Source organism: Pseudoalteromonas sp. MMG033, assembly GCF_057197785.1.
Genome location: NZ_CM170070.1, coordinates 627,151 through 643,238 on the forward strand (window position 1 = coordinate 627,151; position 16,088 = coordinate 643,238).

Annotated in this window: 13 protein-coding genes and 4 tRNA genes; 12 read left to right on the forward strand and 5 right to left on the reverse strand. The window is 41.3% G+C overall.

Translation table 11 applies throughout. The features are described 5' to 3' along the window. Positions 1 to 211 precede the first annotated feature (211 nt). The 3 genes from AC2CZC_RS02895 (at position 212) to AC2CZC_RS02905 (ending at position 2,442) form a co-directional block, all read left to right on the forward strand. Positions 212 to 1,099: a LysR substrate-binding domain-containing protein gene (locus AC2CZC_RS02895; protein ID WP_039608832.1), complete on the forward strand. Its 888-nt coding sequence runs from the start codon at positions 212 to 214 to the stop codon at positions 1,097 to 1,099. Positions 1,100 to 1,147: 48 nt separating this feature from the next. Next, complete coding sequence (locus AC2CZC_RS02900) at positions 1,148 to 1,912, forward strand: YdcF family protein (protein ID WP_484583767.1); 765 nt, start codon at positions 1,148 to 1,150, stop codon at positions 1,910 to 1,912. 161 nt (positions 1,913 to 2,073) lie between these two features. After that, positions 2,074 to 2,442, forward strand: coding sequence for a hypothetical protein (locus AC2CZC_RS02905; protein ID WP_484583768.1), 369 nt, complete (start codon positions 2,074 to 2,076; stop codon positions 2,440 to 2,442). A gap of 70 nt (positions 2,443 to 2,512) precedes the next feature. Here the strand turns inward: AC2CZC_RS02905 and AC2CZC_RS02910 are convergent, their stop codons facing one another. Further along, positions 2,513 to 2,977, reverse strand: coding sequence for a GNAT family N-acetyltransferase (locus AC2CZC_RS02910; RefSeq protein ID WP_484583769.1), 465 nt, complete (start codon positions 2,975 to 2,977; stop codon positions 2,513 to 2,515). A 75-nt stretch (positions 2,978 to 3,052) separates the two neighbouring features. Then, complete coding sequence (locus AC2CZC_RS02915) at positions 3,053 to 3,709, reverse strand: glutathione S-transferase family protein (protein WP_484583770.1); 657 nt, start codon at positions 3,707 to 3,709, stop codon at positions 3,053 to 3,055. 105 nt (positions 3,710 to 3,814) lie between these two features. Here AC2CZC_RS02915 and AC2CZC_RS02920 point away from each other — a divergent pair, with 105 nt between their 5' ends. After that, positions 3,815 to 4,663 (forward strand): LysR family transcriptional regulator, encoded by an 849-nt coding sequence (locus AC2CZC_RS02920; protein WP_484583771.1) that lies wholly within the window; start codon positions 3,815 to 3,817, stop codon positions 4,661 to 4,663. Positions 4,664 to 4,778: 115 nt separating this feature from the next. After that, positions 4,779 to 5,375, forward strand: a complete 597-nt coding sequence (locus AC2CZC_RS02925; protein ID WP_063362256.1) for a porin family protein — start codon at positions 4,779 to 4,781, stop codon at positions 5,373 to 5,375. Between the two features lie 2 nt (positions 5,376 to 5,377). On the opposite strand, the gene AC2CZC_RS02930 is transcribed toward AC2CZC_RS02925, so the two are convergent. The 3 genes from AC2CZC_RS02930 to AC2CZC_RS02940 all read right to left on the reverse strand — a co-directional run bounded on the left by AC2CZC_RS02930 (position 5,378) and on the right by AC2CZC_RS02940 (position 11,157). Then, positions 5,378 to 7,582, reverse strand: coding sequence for an ATP-binding protein (locus tag AC2CZC_RS02930; protein WP_484583772.1), 2,205 nt, complete (start codon positions 7,580 to 7,582; stop codon positions 5,378 to 5,380). Between the two features lie 183 nt (positions 7,583 to 7,765). Then, positions 7,766 to 9,781, reverse strand: a complete 2,016-nt coding sequence (uvrB, locus tag AC2CZC_RS02935; protein ID WP_484583773.1) for an excinuclease ABC subunit UvrB — start codon at positions 9,779 to 9,781, stop codon at positions 7,766 to 7,768. Next, positions 9,781 to 11,157, reverse strand: a complete 1,377-nt coding sequence (locus AC2CZC_RS02940) for an MATE family efflux transporter (protein WP_484583774.1) — start codon at positions 11,155 to 11,157, stop codon at positions 9,781 to 9,783. The genes uvrB and AC2CZC_RS02940 overlap by 1 nt, the downstream gene beginning before the upstream one ends. Before the next feature lie 1,075 nt (positions 11,158 to 12,232). Between AC2CZC_RS02940 and AC2CZC_RS02945 the strand changes: the two genes are divergently transcribed. The 7 genes from AC2CZC_RS02945 (at position 12,233) to rsxB (ending at position 16,087) form a co-directional block, all read left to right on the forward strand. After that, a tRNA-Asn gene (locus AC2CZC_RS02945) sits at positions 12,233 to 12,309 on the forward strand. Positions 12,310 to 12,330: 21 nt separating this feature from the next. Beyond that, positions 12,331 to 12,407, forward strand: a tRNA-Asn gene (locus AC2CZC_RS02950). Positions 12,408 to 12,426: 19 nt separating this feature from the next. Next, positions 12,427 to 12,503: transfer RNA gene (locus tag AC2CZC_RS02955), tRNA-Asn, on the forward strand. A gap of 24 nt (positions 12,504 to 12,527) precedes the next feature. Then, positions 12,528 to 12,604 (forward strand) — tRNA-Asn (locus tag AC2CZC_RS02960). 224 nt (positions 12,605 to 12,828) lie between these two features. Beyond that, positions 12,829 to 14,772: an EAL domain-containing protein gene (locus AC2CZC_RS02965; protein ID WP_484583775.1), complete on the forward strand. Its 1,944-nt coding sequence runs from the start codon at positions 12,829 to 12,831 to the stop codon at positions 14,770 to 14,772. A 177-nt stretch (positions 14,773 to 14,949) separates the two neighbouring features. After that, on the forward strand, positions 14,950 to 15,531 hold the full coding sequence (gene rsxA, locus AC2CZC_RS02970) for an electron transport complex subunit RsxA (RefSeq protein WP_039608430.1): 582 nt from the start codon (positions 14,950 to 14,952) through the stop codon (positions 15,529 to 15,531). A 1-nt stretch (position 15,532) separates the two neighbouring features. Next, on the forward strand, positions 15,533 to 16,087 hold the full coding sequence (gene rsxB, locus AC2CZC_RS02975) for an electron transport complex subunit RsxB (RefSeq protein ID WP_039608429.1): 555 nt from the start codon (positions 15,533 to 15,535) through the stop codon (positions 16,085 to 16,087). The last annotated feature ends 1 nt before the right edge of the window (position 16,088 follow it).

A 16,088-nucleotide genomic window follows, 5' to 3' on the forward strand; every position in this document is an offset into this window, starting at 1 on the left:
TACAACATGAGCAAAATTAATTTGTATTTTTTTTAAAAAAAGTTAAATAAATAATGACAACGCTGTCAAAAATAGTGTTATAGTGATTTAGTGAAATTTTGAACAATCGCTGATGGAATTGTAGACGTCTAGACGTTGAATACCCGGATAGTACAGCGTAATATGGATGTAATCTGAGTTTTACTCACGTTTAGAATGAGATTTATTAATGATGATAGACATTAAGCACTTAAAAACCATTGCTACCCTGAAAGATACTGGATCACTGGTGAACACTGCACGTGAGTTATTTTTAACTCAGTCTGCTTTGTCTCATCAAATTAAAGACCTAGAAAATAAGTTAGATTGCCAGTTATTTGAAAGAAAAACCCAACCAGTCAGGTTTACACCACAAGGCATGCTGCTACTTGAACTTGCCAGTGAGGTATTACCTAAAGTAGAAGCGACAAAGTGTCGATTGAAAGAGAGTTTGAACCAACCTATCTCTCAATTAAAGCTCAGTGTTGAATGCCACGCTTGCTTTCACTGGTTATTACCAACAATTAAAGAGTTCAATAACTTTTGGCCCGACATTCGAGTCGATTACGAGCAAGGGTTTAGCTATGACGCGATACCTGAGCTGCTCAATGATGAATTAGATATTGTTCTGACGTCGGATATTAGAGAACCTGATCAACTTGAATATGCTCACGTTTTTGACTTTAAACTCAAACTCATTGTAGCACCGGATCATGAACTAGCAAAAAAAGCGTATGTCACCGCACTAGATCTTAAAGATGAAACAATTATTTCTTATCCGATCCCTAAAGAACGTCAGGATATTTTCAAGCACTTCATACAAAATGCGCGTTTTGATGGCACGCTTAAGTCAGTTGATCAAGGCCTATTAATTTTTCAACTTGTTAGTGCTGGTATGGGTGTGGCAGCATTACCAGATTGGCTCGTAACCCCTTATGAAAGTCAAGGACTGATTAAATCAATCCCATTGGGTGCGCTAGGCTTAAGTCGTCCTATGTATCTTGCAATGAAAAAGAGTATGAAAGATAACCCTGTTTATCGACACTTTTTAAATACGTGCAAGCAATCTATTAGCCGATAACTGGTAGACAGGTTAAACTAGCTCTAACTGGGATAGTTAGAGCTAATTATGTTTGAACTTAAAAAAATCATCGGTAGCCTGCTCATGCCGCTACCTGCTTCGCTGATCTTTATCTTCTTCTTACTGTTAATCATATCTAAAACGAATAAAAAGAGCTTTGTACTGTGTTTAAGCACGGTCGTCACACTGTGGTTGATAAGTACACCATATGTTGCTGATCTCATAATAACGCCAAAAGAACAGTCAATCTCTCTGTTTTCGTCACAGCAACATAAAAAAGTGGATGCCATTGTTGTACTGGGGGGTGGACTTCATCCAAATACTAAGCTCGCTGCAAATCAACAGCTATCTAGTACCGCATTAGCGCGATTAGTCGAAGGGGTGAAGCTTGCACACCAATACCCGCAAGCGAAATTAGTTGTTTCAGGTGCTGGATTTAACAACACCACCAGCAGTGAATTAATGGCAAAAACAGCGCAAACATTAGGTATCAATTCGCACCGTATTCGCCAAAACCCCAATGCCTATGACACCGCCGATGAAGCAAAACTATTGGCCCCCATGCTTGTAGACAGCACTGTTGTCCTAGTCACTTCAGCCAGCCACATGCCAAGAGCACAAGATCTATTCTCAGCACAAGGCATAGACACACATTCCTCACCTGTCGAAATATATGGGTTTGGAACAACACCTTTTTACCGCCAGTTTATTGCATCGAGTTATGTATTACAGGCAATAACAACCTATACTTATGAGTGGATAGGACAACAGTGGATCACTTTAAGGCGCATGCTAGACAGTGAAGCGCTGTAGCTTAATATGTAATAAAAAAGCAAAAATTGCATAAAGTTAGACCTAATGAAACTTGAATCAGCGCTTAAAAACGCAAAAAATTGAAAAATTGCTCAAAAATAGGTATAAATGGCGTTTATTCTTAACCTGCGTATCCACGTACAACACGACTGGAATCTACGATGAGTAAACTTGATAAGACTGAAGTTCTAAGCGCGTTTGAAGCTGCTTATGAAGCTGTGAATGGCAAAAAGCCAGAAATCACGATCAAACCAGGCTGGTACAGCATTGATGGTGGCAAAAATATGCGCCTAGCTGATGTCGCTGCACTAACCGAAGAGCTAACTTCAGGCACAGCTGGTGCAAGTGAAGAAAAGCCAGTTAAAAAACCTGCTGCGAAAAAAGCTGCCCCTGCGCCAGCTGCAAAGACAAAAGCTACGGCCTTTACAGTTGTTACTGCAAATGAAGAAGGCTACAAAGCAGAAGAAGCTTGGATTGTCGAGCTTGCTGAGAAAGACCACGATTGTCGTCTTCCTCGCGGTGTTGTTTAAACACTAAAAAACTATGGTGCCACATAACTATGCTGGCACCGTATTTTTACTCCCAGAAAACTTGCGCTAGCTAGCATTTAAAGCGTTGTCTGGTAACTTCTCCCCAGTATTCATCTTCATACTTGTCTTCAGTTAAATCCAAACCCGGTAACATGGTGATTGCACTGCGCCAGAACTCGGTGGCATAGCCCGCTCCTGTAATTTGTTTAATTGTCCAATTACCCGGTAAACGCTGCCACAATGCATGGGCAAACTGAGTGCCTAACTTCGCTTTTCTAAATACAGGCACAATGTAAAACTCAGCAACTTCATAACTTTCAGAAAACTCACTATAAATTGCAGCAAACCCCGCAGGTATGCCTGATTCATAGCATATAAAAGCAGATACTTTGCTATCCGTTATATCAGTATCTAATTCAAACATCCCATCAGCTAAGGGCTTTTTTTCAGTTAACCTAGAAAACTCGGCCTCATAAGCCTGCACTAAATTTAAATAAATTGATCGATTACACTCTTCAATGGCAACGATTTCCATTTATCACTCCCCATCGCTAAAATTTTCCTTAGTCTAGCGTAAAACTGGGTTAAAAATATGGAGTCTTAGAATCGGCTACCTATCCACTCCAATTTCATTACATCGAACAACATCTTCCTCTAACAGCGCTTGGTCTCGCCAACGAGAGAGTACAGGGCAAGTAAGTACCTGTTCCACATACTTTTGTGCACAGGCGTTTAATTCAATACCATAAGTATCGAATCGCAAACATACAGGTGCAAACATCGCATCCACCATCGACCAATCACCAAATAGCCAGTCATCCTTTTGTCGATAGCGTTGCATTTGCTCGGTAAAAATTATCTCTATTCGCTGAATGTCTTTAAGTACTTGCGGGTTAGTTTTGACATGTCGCTTGGCTCTAATATTCATCGGCATGGCATTTTTCAATGCCCTAAAGCTGCTGTGCATCTCAGCACATAAAGCACGTGCCCGCGCCCTGTCAGGCGCACTTTTAGGTAGTGCTGCGCCAGATAAATAAGATTCATTGATATATTCTAAAATAGCAAGGGACTCCCAGACAGCCACATCGTCATCAACTAACACAGGGACTTTGTGTGTAGGACTCACGCCTTCTAACACCTGATAAAATGACTCAGTGGCTAAGTTCAGTTTTATTTCCTCATAATCTAAGCCAAATTTTTCCAGTAATAACCAAGCTCTCAACGACCATGTAGAATAGTTTTTATTACCTATATATAACTGCATCATACCTCCTTAATCTCAATTTATGTGTGCAATTACATTCATCCTAAGTTGTAATTCACACTAAAACTAACGGATAATTTAAATACAACACATCAAAATTATTGATAGATGGATATAGACGCATTAAAAAGTTTTCTCGCCTTTGTAGAAACAGGTAGCTTTAGTAGAACAGCCATACAAATGCATAAAACCCAATCGGCAATCAGCATGCAAATGAAAAGGCTCCAGCAAGATGTAGGGCAAACGTTATTTATCAAAGAAGGACGTAATTTACATTTAACAGCTGAAGGCGTCGCGCTCGCTGGATACGCAAAAAAAATAATCCAGTTACAACAAAGTGCCCTGACTAATTTGCGTTCCGCGACACCAAAAAAGCTACTGCACCTCGGCTGCCCTGATGATTATGCTGAATCGGTCTTACCTGTTTTGATTCAATTGTTACATCAGCAAATCGCACATTTAGAATTACACGTCACCTGTGCATCAAGCCCAAATCTGCAGTCACAATTAGATAAGGGGCTTATCGATATTGCCATCATTACTCGTAGTGCGGATTCTGAACAAGGCTTTTTGCTTTGTCAGGACAAAGGGGTTTGGATCGGTGCAGAGCACACTCATTTATTAGAACAGCCCAGCTTGCCCCTTGCTGTATTCCAAAAAGAATGCCGATTTCACCAAGCTGCCACAGAGGGCTTAATGAAACAAAATAGAGCTTTTCATATCATCGCGTGTTCGGGCAGTGCCAGCACATTGCGTGGGTTAGTCAAACACGACCTCGCAATCAGTGCTATGGCAAACCTCAGTCGTAACGATCTAGCTGTGGTACATGATCCAAGACTCCCTTTATTGCCAAATATAGAGATTGCATTAGTCAAACATACTGGCACGAATGCCGTGATCTCTGAGGTTCAACTTAAACAAGTATGCCAACAATTTCAGCACCAATTTAAATACTAAATGTTATCTCACGCACATTCTCACCAAGCCTTACACTTTTTGACAACGGCGGCACAGACTCTCACAAGGCTTGCCTCTAAACTGAGTCACAAGTTAACCAAATGGAATATGCGTAATGAAAACTTTATCTCTACTCTCACTAGTCCTTGCTGTAACCGCGTCATTTTCGTCAATGGCAAACATCACGGATGAACAACACAGAATTGGTGCACAGCTCTCAGGTGGTTCAGCATCTTATAAAAGCTCAAGCCAAGACGGTGACGGCGTTGGTCAGCTATATGTTTACTACAACTATCAATTTGACCCAACATGGGCATTAGAAGTCGGCTTAAATGGTGGCAGTGACTCCGATGATTGGGAGTGTACTGATACTCAAAATAGAAAGTTTACCTGTACCCAACTGAATAAAACTTTATTTGGACTCGGTGCCAATGACATTGATTATGGCAACCTTATTGTTGCCGCAAAAGGCCAATATCAGCTGACAGAACAAAACTCTTTATATGGTAAATTAGGTGCGAATTTCTACGATTATGAAATCAATCGTGGCAAAGCAACACTGGTAGAAGAGGATGGTGTTGGCTTTGTTGCTGAGCTAGGCTGGCAATATGATTGGCAAAATGGCATGGCAATGAATGTGAGCTATCAATACCTAGATATGGGAGACCTCGATGTCTCAAGTTTAGGCTTAGGTATCAGCTACCGCTTTTAATCTTACGGCTGGTGAGGTATATGAAGTGTGATTGCGACGCCGCCTAAAGCACTATGCGCAGCACTAATTGAACCGCCATGTGCTTGGACGATCTGCTGACAGATCGCCAAGCCCAAACCAGACCCACCATGATCTCGGCTGCGAGACCCCTCGCAGCGATATAAACGTTCAAAGATTTTTTCTAAATCTTCACTAGCAACACCGGGAAATGAATCCTCAGTAGAAATGGTTAGCCCTTTTTTATTCATTGTTAACGTCACACGAGTTTGACCATCAGCGCTGGTATAAAAGTGACTATTTCGCAGTAAGTTAAATATTACTTGCCGAATTCGAGCAGCATCCAGTTCAAAAAGCGTGCTGTCCACTTCTTCTGAAAAAACCAACGATTGTTGCTTAGTGGCATACATGGGCTGAAATTCTTCGACGATTTCTTGTAATAAAACACTGACATCAACAGGCTGCTTATCTAACACCATGGCATCATTGTCAAACTGCGCAGATTGATAAATATCTTTTATTAAATTATCTAAGTGACTAATCTTCTTCTGTATTTTGACAAAACCTTTGACCGGATCAGGCTCAATATTATGCTGCATCGCCTCTACTGTCAGCTTAAGCGCCGCTAAAGGCGTACGCAATTCATGAGATACATCTGCTAATAAGCGATTCTTCTGGGTCAAAGATTGTGCCATCATATCTGCTTCTAGTTCAACAAACTGCTGCTTCTGCTTTTGTCGCTTGTAGATATAAATGCCTATCGCCATAAAACACAATAATAAAGAAGCCCCCATCCCACGTTGCAGTTTTAAATTCTCCAACGTAGCCTGCGCAAGTGCTTGCTCATTTTGAATGAGTTTAAGCGCTTGCTCTTGACGAATAAACTCCACATTTTGCTGCATGGTTAATGCCTGTTGTTTATCCAAGTCATGATACAACTGAGTTCGAGATTCAATAAAAGACTCAAGGCTTTGCACCGCATATTTATACTGACCCAAAGCTTCTAAAGCTTGCGCCTGATAGCGATATAAAGTTGCGCGATAAGAGGTACCAATGTCAGGTAAATCCAGTACCCACTCAATCTCTGACAAAGCCGATTCATAGTGAGATTGTGCCAGCCAAATCTCAATCATCACGATTCTAACAGTGTGCTCTGTACGCTTTGCCTTTGCTTCTATCGCCAAGGTTAATGCTTCTTTGGCTGTGACTAACGCTTGCGTTAATGCCTCTTGAGCAACATAAATATTAGCCAATATACTCAACTGCCATGCCAGATCACTGTTAGCCCCGCTTGCGCGCGCAAGCTCAATGCCTTCTTGACTATGTGACAATGCTTCTGGGATTTCTCCTAACTGCAAATGTACTTGACTCATTTTTCCATGGCTATTGGCAATATGGATTGGATCACCGAGCGCCTTATCGACTTCTAACGCTTGCTTGAAGTGCTGTAAAGCTTGCGGGTACTTTTCTAAATCTCGATAAATTTCACCTATGTTATAAAGCGAATTAGAAATCCCTTGTTGATTTTGTAACTGCCTTTGAATATTGAGCGATCTTTCATGAAAGCGCAGCGCCAACTGTAAGCTTCCCATATAATCATAAATCACACCGAGCTGGTTATAATATGTTGCTAAACGCGCTTTATCTTCTATTGGCGCGACTAAAGAAATGGCATCTTTAATCACTTGCTCAGCTTCACTGTATTTAGCTTGATAACGCAAGGCCCAAGCTAAAGAGTGTAAAATATCACTGCGCAGTGCCACATGCTCTTTTGGCACCAGATCACGAGCTTGCTCCAATAGCAGTAAACCCACACCAATGTCATTTTGCTTCAAAGCTAACTGTGCTTGTAATAACTTTATTTGCGCTGGTGCATCCTGAAATACCCCCATAACAGGCAAATACGACTCTAATTGATATAAATGCTGCTTGGCTTGATCAAAGTGACCGAGTCTTGTTTTCGCTTTTGCTTCTATTACCTTAAGTTCAAACCAAAATCGAGAGCTGGGCTGTGGGTGCAAAAATAACTGATTTAGCTCTTCAACTTTTACTAAGGTCTGCTTTGGGTTTTGTTCTAGAGATAAAGAAAGTTGTGATAAGGATGTTTGTACCAGCTTTTCATTTGCATGACAAAGCGGTATCCACAATAAAATAATCAGCAGTAAGTTAACTTTGCGAGCAAACAACACGGTATAGAGCGACTCTCTCAAATAGCATTTCAAAGAATAAAATCGCTAAACACTCATCGAAACGTTATTGATACTGTGCTTAGCTCATCTTTTACACTAGATAATTTAACTGTTTTTCGCCAACTTAGCATCTAATGTTTATTAGTAAAGGGGGAAAAAGCAACAAGATAACCTCACGCTGCTTTATAAACTGCCCTATAGCGGCTAAGTATTTAATAATTGCTGCTGTAACAGTTGAATTTGATCTCGCACCTTTGCTGCCTTCTCAAACTCTAGTTCACGAGCATGTGTCATCATCTGATTCTCAAGCTGGGCAATTTGCTCAGTCAATTGCGCCGTTGTCTTACCAGTAACAGAGACAGTTGCAGCTTTGCTATCTTGGCTTGTATCCGTTGTCGCATCAGAGCCTGCGACTTCTTCACCTAAATCCATGACATCGGTGATTTTTTTGTTTAGCGCTTGCGGAGTAATGCCATGCTTCTCATTATAAGCTTGCTGCTTTTCACGTCGGCGCTCTGTTTCATCAATGGCAGCACGCATCGAGCGCGTCACTTTATCCCCATACAGTATGGCTTTACCATTAAGATGACGTGCGGCACGGCCAATAGTCTGGATCAATGAACGCGTAGAGCGCAAGAACCCTTCTTTATCCGCATCTAGTATTGCTACCAGAGAAACCTCCGGCATATCGAGGCCTTCTCTTAATAAGTTGATCCCGACCAGCACGTCAAAAACCCCTTTTCTCAGATCTCGAATGATCTCCATCCGCTCTACCGTATCGATATCTGAGTGTAAATAACGCACTTTCACATCATGATCATTTAAATAATCGGTGAGATCTTCCGCCATGCGTTTAGTCAATGTTGTAACCAGTACACGCTCTTTAAGAGCAACTCTTTGGTAGATTTCTGAGAGTAAATCATCTACCTGTGTGGTTACAGGGCGCACTTCCAAAATAGGGTCTAATAAGCCTGTTGGTCGGATCACCTGTTCTGCAACTTCTCCACTTGAACGTTCGAGTTCGTAGTCACCAGGTGTTGCTGAAACATAAATAGTTTGCGGTGCGATAGACTCAAACTCTTCAAACTTTAATGGACGGTTATCCATTGCTGAAGGCAATCTAAAGCCATACTCAACTAAATTTTCCTTTCGGCTTCTATCACCTTTATACATAGCGCCTATTTGAGAGACCGTCACATGAGATTCATCAATGATCATCAAGGCGTCATCAGGCAAATAATCTAGCAATGTTGGAGGCGGCTCGCCAGGTGCACGGCCTGACAGGTATCGGCTATAATTCTCAATCCCTGAGCAAAAACCAAGTTCTTGCATCATTTCAATATCATATTGGGTGCGCTGCGCAACACGTTGCTCTTCAACTAGTTTATTTGTGTCCATCAAATATGCGCGGCGCTCTTTAAGCTCCACTTTGATCTTCTCAATGGCATCCAATATTTTTTCTCTGGGCGTAACATAGTGCGTCTTAGGGTAGATGGTCGCTCTCACCAAGTGCTTGTCAACTGCACCAGTTAAAGGGTCAAACAAACTAATCCGCTCAATTTCATCATCAAACAGCTCCACGCGAACAGCTTGAGTCTCAGATTCAGCGGGGAATACATCAATGACTTCACCGCGCACCCGATAAGTACCACGTGAAAAATCCATATCGTTGCGAGTGTACTGCAACTCGGCAAGGCGTCTGAGCATGGCTCTTTGCTCCATCGTCTCACCCACCTTTAATAACAGCATCATCTTCATATACGAATCAGGATCGCCCAAACCATATATCGCTGACACAGATGCAACAATGATCGTGTCTCTTCTTTCTAATAGCGCTTTGGTAGCAGATAGACGCATTTGTTCGATATGGTCATTAATTGAAGCATCTTTTTCAATAAATGTATCACTGGCGACGACATACGCTTCAGGCTGATAATAATCATAGTAAGAAACAAAATACTCAACAGCGTTATGAGGAAAGAACTCTTTCATTTCACCATATAATTGCGCCGCAAGTGTCTTATTGTGAGCCATAATAATAGTCGGGCGATTCAGCTGATGAATAATATTCGCCATCGTAAAGGTTTTACCTGTGCCCGTCGCGCCAAGTAAAGTTTGATGGGCAAGACCCGCTTCCAGCCCATCACAAAGCTGAGCAATGGCTGTTGGTTGGTCACCATTTGGAGAAAATTCAGATACTAAATCAAAAGACTCATTCATTAAGAGTGCACCTCAATACCTTCTTGTTGCATGCCATTAAGAGTTTTACTAAACCAGATATACGCTGAAATAGCGGTAAATAGGTTACCTATCGCAGCCCCTACAAATAAACCGGTAAGGCCTGCAATATGAGACCCTATATAAGCACAGGGAATATAAAAAACAAATAAACGTACGATACTTAAGATCAACGCATTCATTGGTTTATGCAGCGCATTAAACGAAGAATTGGTTAAAATGATAATGCCTTGTAAGCCATAACTCAGCGGTAGCGTATAAATAAACAGCTTGATGATCGCAATAACCTCAGGCTCATTGCCAAATGCTTGACTCACCCACTGTGCTGTTAGAATGAGTAATAGATAAATACCAAACTGCCACATAAGCACAAACTTCAACGTTTTAGTATAGGCTTCTTTAACCCGCGAGAAATTGCCTGCGCCATAATTTTGGCTGACAAAAGGCGGTAACGTCATTGAGAGCGCTAAAATAACCAAACATGCAATTGACTCAATTCGACTTCCAACCCCGAACGCAGCCACAGCCTGCGCACCATAGGTTGCGACAATCGCAGTCATCACTGCCATGGCAATAGGGGTAAGCATATTCGCGCCTGCTGCAGGCAAGCCAATCTTCATAATTTTAGACACCGCTTCCCAACTACTCTGCTTAGTGCTTGAACAGCTTAAAAGGCGCTTCTTTATTGCCAATAAATATATAATAACCACAACACCAACTGCCCAAGCAATCACTGAAGCGATGGCGGCACCTTGCACACCCAGCTCTGGCACCGGCCCCCAGCCAAAAATCAGGATAGGATCTAGAACAGCATTAATTAAGCCACCTAATCCCATAATCATACTCGGCGTTTTTGTATCTCCAGAAGCACGCAACACCGAGTTGCCTATCATTGGCGTAATTAAGAATACCGCCCCTAAAAACCATACATTCATATAATCATGTATATAAGGAAGCGTTGTGTCATCAGCGCCAAGTAACATAAATATGGGCTCCATGAATACATAGCCCAATGCGGCAAGTAGCGCGACCAAAACCGCGGCCAGTATCAAGGATATAAAAGCATCGAACTTGGCTTCTTCTATTTCTTTACTGCCTAACGCTTTTGCGATCACCGCTGATGTGCCAATGCCCAAGCCTATCGCTAAACTAATGATGGTGAAGGTGACGGGAAAAGTGAAACTGACCGCAGCGAGTGGCTCGGTCCCCAATAAACTGATAAAAAATGTATCAACTAAATTAAAGCTCATTAACATTATCATGCCAAATATCATTGGCACAGTCATGCGCTTCAAAGTCGCTGGAATTGATCCATTCAAAATATCACTATTAGAACTAGATTGACGTACTGCGGACATAAAATATGATACCTCTTTTAACAGCCCATCATTCTAAATCATCATTCTAGATGATGCCACGCTATTATTGTCAGTAATACGATAGAAGTGCGTTATGGTTTTCTATTATAAAAGTAGCTTTTTTTACCTTATTCTTTGATAATTTCCGCTCTGCACAAAAAATGTCAATTTTATTTCAAATATTATGATTCTTCGGCTCACTTTTTGCACATATGCCAAACAATGTTGAAATAAATCTGTCAAAATACTCACATCTGCATACAAAACTCACCAAAACACCTATGCTGTTGATATATATAAACTTTAAAAAAGATTAAAAAACTATTGCTTCGCGCTAATGCCACGGTTTACTTAGCTTTCATAGAGTTCTTAAAGATTAATAAACAATGTTATCCACAGATTCCGTGGATAAGTTTGTAGAGCCTTTAAAAATAAAGGCCTAGACGGGGATCTTCTCGCGCCATTTATTTTCTCTATATGATCATTCCAATTGCACTAGATGATCTGGCACTTGAAATGTGTCTTTTATCTGCTTTTTAGCCTAATTTAATAAATATGCAACTTTTAAAAAACCACCCAATAAAAAGATAAGTCATTGTTTATTAATTACTAAAATAACATACACAACTAACATATGCAGTTCTACCTTAATATTTGAGTAAAATATTTACCAAATCGACTGTAAAAGAACTGCAAACTAACCTAGTGTTAAGATCCGCCAAAAGATCTCGACAGCCACAAATTGCGATCTCAGAAAAAGTGCAAAAAACAGACCTTTCGAACATTTTTGAGCCATAAGCGATAAAAAACACCGAATACCTATCATTATAGAATACACAATCACACCACCAGTTAACGAAAAACGTCTTCTTTATGTGATAAAGATCCTTTTCAAAAGCCGAATCTAAGCGTGTGTAACTTGTATATTTCGGTTTTTTGTCGAATTGAATGATTAAAAAAAAGCTTAATTGTTGATTAATCCAGCGAAAAGACAGTTTTTTTGCATAACTGTGATTTTTATTGTTGACACTTCGCCGCGTCGTCATTAATATTTCGCCCCGTTGAGAGACATGCTTCCCCCTTAGCTCAGTTGGTTAGAGCGACGGACTGTTAATCCGCAGGTCCCCCGTTCGAGTCGGGGAGGGGGAGCCAAGTTTCTAAACATATAACGATTCCCCCTTAGCTCAGTTGGTTAGAGCGACGGACTGTTAATCCGCAGGTCCCCCGTTCGAGTCGGGGAGGGGGAGCCAAATCGTTATAAAGTGTAGTTCCCCCTTAGCTCAGTTGGTTAGAGCGACGGACTGTTAATCCGCAGGTCCCCCGTTCGAGTCGGGGAGGGGGAGCCAACTACTCTTGAATATATTTATTGTTCCCCCTTAGCTCAGTTGGTTAGAGCGACGGACTGTTAATCCGCAGGTCCCCCGTTCGAGTCGGGGAGGGGGAGCCAATTCTCAGAATATATTAGACTTTTTCCCTTCTATGCTCTACTCTACAAGCACCTTCGATGGTGAATTTTTGCTATATAATTAGGACTACTTATCATATTTGAAAATGAATCAAACAATTTTCTGTATTAGTAATTCCTAGTATTCCATATTTGTGATTGGCAGCATTATATTCATGTACTAATGCTAAAAGGTATTTCTTCCATTTTCAGGCAGAAGATAAATAATGGCAGGCTTTAAAAAACTCATTTTTTTACAATTCGTATCTTGGTTACTTTTTTCAGCGGCTGGCATCTTTTTTGTTGCTTCAAGCTTCGATAGCGCCGTGAGTCGTGCACAAGTGAGTGCACAACAAATGGTCAGTAACTACATTCAAGAAAAAACCGTCAAGGATATGAACCCGGATCATATACGCTTGTCACTCAGCAACGGCAACGTATTTTCTACTTTTATAGTGAGAGATTTTTCTGGCCAAGCCATATTGCAATTAGGTACCCCCACTCAACTGCCCTTTTTAGCGGATATTATTGCGAGTAGTTTTAACTCTATCCGTCCACAATTTGCAGTTAATAAGACCAAAGACATAAAAATAGAATTTGTAATTAATGCACAAAGCCAAGCATCTTTATTACAGCAGTCACTCCTATTGATGCTCATCATCTCCGGTCTAGTTGCATTTATTCCAATTTTTTATATGCAAACCATATATAAGAAGTTAAACCGCAATGTCAGCATGACGGTTGCTAATGCCGTTGACGTATACATCACGCAAAACCAAGTAACTGAAAGCATTGAAGAAGACTTTAATACAGGCAAAGTCACTGAATTAGGCGCTGAACTTGCACCTTCATTTAACCGCTTGGCGCACTTTTTAAAGAGCAAACAGGAAGATATTAAATCAGCTGCTCACTCAATAAAACAAGAAGCATATAAAGATGTGGTAACCGGGCTGGGAAATCGCAATATGTTTGTAGAATATTACGAACATCAAATTGAGCAAGCGAATAATAAAAGTTTCGGCACGCTTGCTATGATCAGATGTAGTGAATTGCAAATGATCAACCAAACGCGTGGCTATCAGAAGGGCGATGAATACATTCGTGCCGTCTCTGATATCGTCAAACATGTCAGTGGTACCTACACAGGAAGCCAAGTATTTAGGTTAAACAGTTCAGACTTTGCTGTCATTTTACCCAATGTCCCTTCAAAAGAAGCGGAGCAATTTGGTGAAACGCTACAAGCCAGGTTTACCCAATATCAGCAAAACCAAGAACTCTCATCCGTTGCGAATGCCGGTATTGTCTCTTACGAGTCAGGCAAGCCATTAGGTGAGCTATTATCCGTCGTTGATAATGCAATGAGTATGGCACAAAGCAAGCAAGCCAATGCTTGGCATTTACAGCGAGAAAGTGACATCGTCAATAATGTTGGTGCTGGGTTTGGTAACCAAAACTGGCGCCGCGTTATTCGAGAAGTTATCGACAGCCGCCGCGTGAACTTGATGATGCAAAACATCATGCCCATTGGTAAAAATGTCAAAGCATATGCTGAGATCCAATCTCGCTTTAAAACTGAAGATAACCAAATGCTGCCAACGGCTTCATTCTTGGCAATGGCCGAAAAGCTTGAGATGGCGATAGAAATTGACCAGCTTATTATTGACAGTTCTCTGGAGCTAATTAAAACCAGAAACTTCAATGAGAAGTTTTTTGGTATAAATGTCACGGCATCCAGCGCGCATAGCGACCAATTTGTCATTTGGCTTGAAAGACGCTTATTAAAAGACGGCAACCTTGCTTCTAAGCTAATATTCGAAGTCAGTGAGTTCGGCTTGCAGCAAAATATTAAAGCCAGTAAACGATTTATTGATATGGTGCACCGTGTTGGCGCTCGTATTACCGTGGAACGCTTTGGTGTGGGTTTAACCTCATTTAAGTTTTTTAGAGACCTAAAACCCGACTTCATAAAAATGGATGCAAGTTACACTCGAGGCTTAGAAGAAGATAAAAACAACCAGTACTTTATGCGCTTGATGGTTGATTTAGCACACCGTATCGGTGTCAGTGTATTTGCTGAAGGTGTTGAAAGCCAAGAAGAAAAGCACATCGTCGAAACGCTTTGTTTGGATGGTGTACAAGGCTACTACATAGAAAAGCCAAAAGAAGTCTAAATCCCTGTAATTTGGAGGGGTTTTATATCCCTCCTATAATTGTCAACATTCCCTACCAATTTTTGATTTAAATGCAAATAAAGTCTGCTAAATGTTGTGATCTCAGCGTGGAAAATTGTTAGAATTTCCAGTCTTATGACACGTTGCGAAACGAAGATAGATAGTTAAGGGGCATGAATGACAGAGTATATGTTGTTGCTTATCGGCACAGTGCTGGTAAACAACTTTGTGTTGGTGCAATTCCTCGGACTTTGTCCGTTTATGGGAGTTTCAAGCAAGCTTGAAACTGCTATCGGAATGTCACTGGCCACCACCTTTGTTTTAACACTCGCTTCTGTCACCAGTTATTTGGTTAATCAGTATATTCTACTGCCATTAGAGCTGACTTTCCTGCGCACAATGAGCTTTATCCTCGTTATTGCTGTTGTTGTGCAGTTTACCGAGATGGTGGTGAGAAAAACCAGCCCGACTTTATATCGTCTACTCGGTATTTTCTTGCCATTGATCACCACTAACTGTGCTGTACTCGGTGTCGCATTATTAAATATCACCAAAGAGCACACTTTCATCAGCTCAGCCGTATATGGTTTTGGTGCAGCAGTGGGCTTTTCTATGGTGTTAGTATTATTTGCTGCGCTTCGAGAGCGCTTAGCGGTAGCCGACGTCCCTACCCCATTTAAAGGCGCTTCTATTGCCATGATCACCGCAGGCCTAATGTCGCTTGCATTTATGGGTTTCTCTGGATTGGTGAAGTTGTAAAATGACATTACTGTATGCTCTGATAGCGATTGGTGCCCTCGCACTCGTATTCGGTTTGATCTTAGGCTACGCAGCCATTAAATATCGTGTTGAAAGTAATCCTATTGTTGATCAAGTGGATGCTATTCTTCCACAAACGCAATGTGGTCAATGTGGCTACCCAGGTTGTCGTCCCTATGCTGAAGCCATCGCCAATGGCGATGAAGTAAATAAGTGTCCCCCTGGCGGCGAAGCCACGGTTAAAAAGCTTGCAGATCTGATGGGTGTTGAAGCCAAGCCCCTTGCCGGTGGTGAAGAAGCTGAACCCATCAAAAAAGTGGCCTATATCCGAGAGGATGAATGTATTGGTTGCACTAAATGTATTCAGGCCTGCCCTGTTGATGCCATTGTCGGCGCGACACGTCAAATGCACACAGTCATTGCAGATGAATGTACTGGATGTGACCTGTGTGTAGAACCCTGCCCTGTTGACTGTATAGATATGATCCCAGTCGCTGAAACAAAACAATCTTGGAAGTGGCAAATTGATGCTATTCCAGTGAAACAATTAGATTGAG

Bases quoted from the DNA above. Each gene is read 5' to 3' on its own strand.
- AC2CZC_RS02895 (WP_039608832.1), top strand. From the start codon at position 212: ATGATAGACATTAAGCACTTAAAAACCATTGCTACCCTGAAAGATACT.
- AC2CZC_RS02900 (WP_484583767.1), top strand. From the start codon at position 1,148: ATGTTTGAACTTAAAAAAATCATCGGTAGCCTGCTCATGCCGCTACCT.
- AC2CZC_RS02905 (WP_484583768.1), top strand. From the start codon at position 2,074: ATGAGTAAACTTGATAAGACTGAAGTTCTAAGCGCGTTTGAAGCTGCT.
- AC2CZC_RS02910 (WP_484583769.1), bottom strand. From the start codon at position 2,977: ATGGAAATCGTTGCCATTGAAGAGTGTAATCGATCAATTTATTTAAAT.
- AC2CZC_RS02915 (WP_484583770.1), bottom strand. From the start codon at position 3,709: ATGATGCAGTTATATATAGGTAATAAAAACTATTCTACATGGTCGTTG.
- AC2CZC_RS02920 (WP_484583771.1), top strand. From the start codon at position 3,815: ATGGATATAGACGCATTAAAAAGTTTTCTCGCCTTTGTAGAAACAGGT.
- AC2CZC_RS02925 (WP_063362256.1), top strand. From the start codon at position 4,779: ATGAAAACTTTATCTCTACTCTCACTAGTCCTTGCTGTAACCGCGTCA.
- uvrB (WP_484583773.1), bottom strand. From the start codon at position 9,781: ATGAATGAGTCTTTTGATTTAGTATCTGAATTTTCTCCAAATGGTGAC.
- AC2CZC_RS02940 (WP_484583774.1), bottom strand. From the start codon at position 11,157: ATGTCCGCAGTACGTCAATCTAGTTCTAATAGTGATATTTTGAATGGA.
- AC2CZC_RS02965 (WP_484583775.1), top strand. From the start codon at position 12,829: ATGGCAGGCTTTAAAAAACTCATTTTTTTACAATTCGTATCTTGGTTA.
- rsxA (WP_039608430.1), top strand. From the start codon at position 14,950: ATGACAGAGTATATGTTGTTGCTTATCGGCACAGTGCTGGTAAACAAC.
- rsxB (WP_039608429.1), top strand. From the start codon at position 15,533: ATGACATTACTGTATGCTCTGATAGCGATTGGTGCCCTCGCACTCGTA.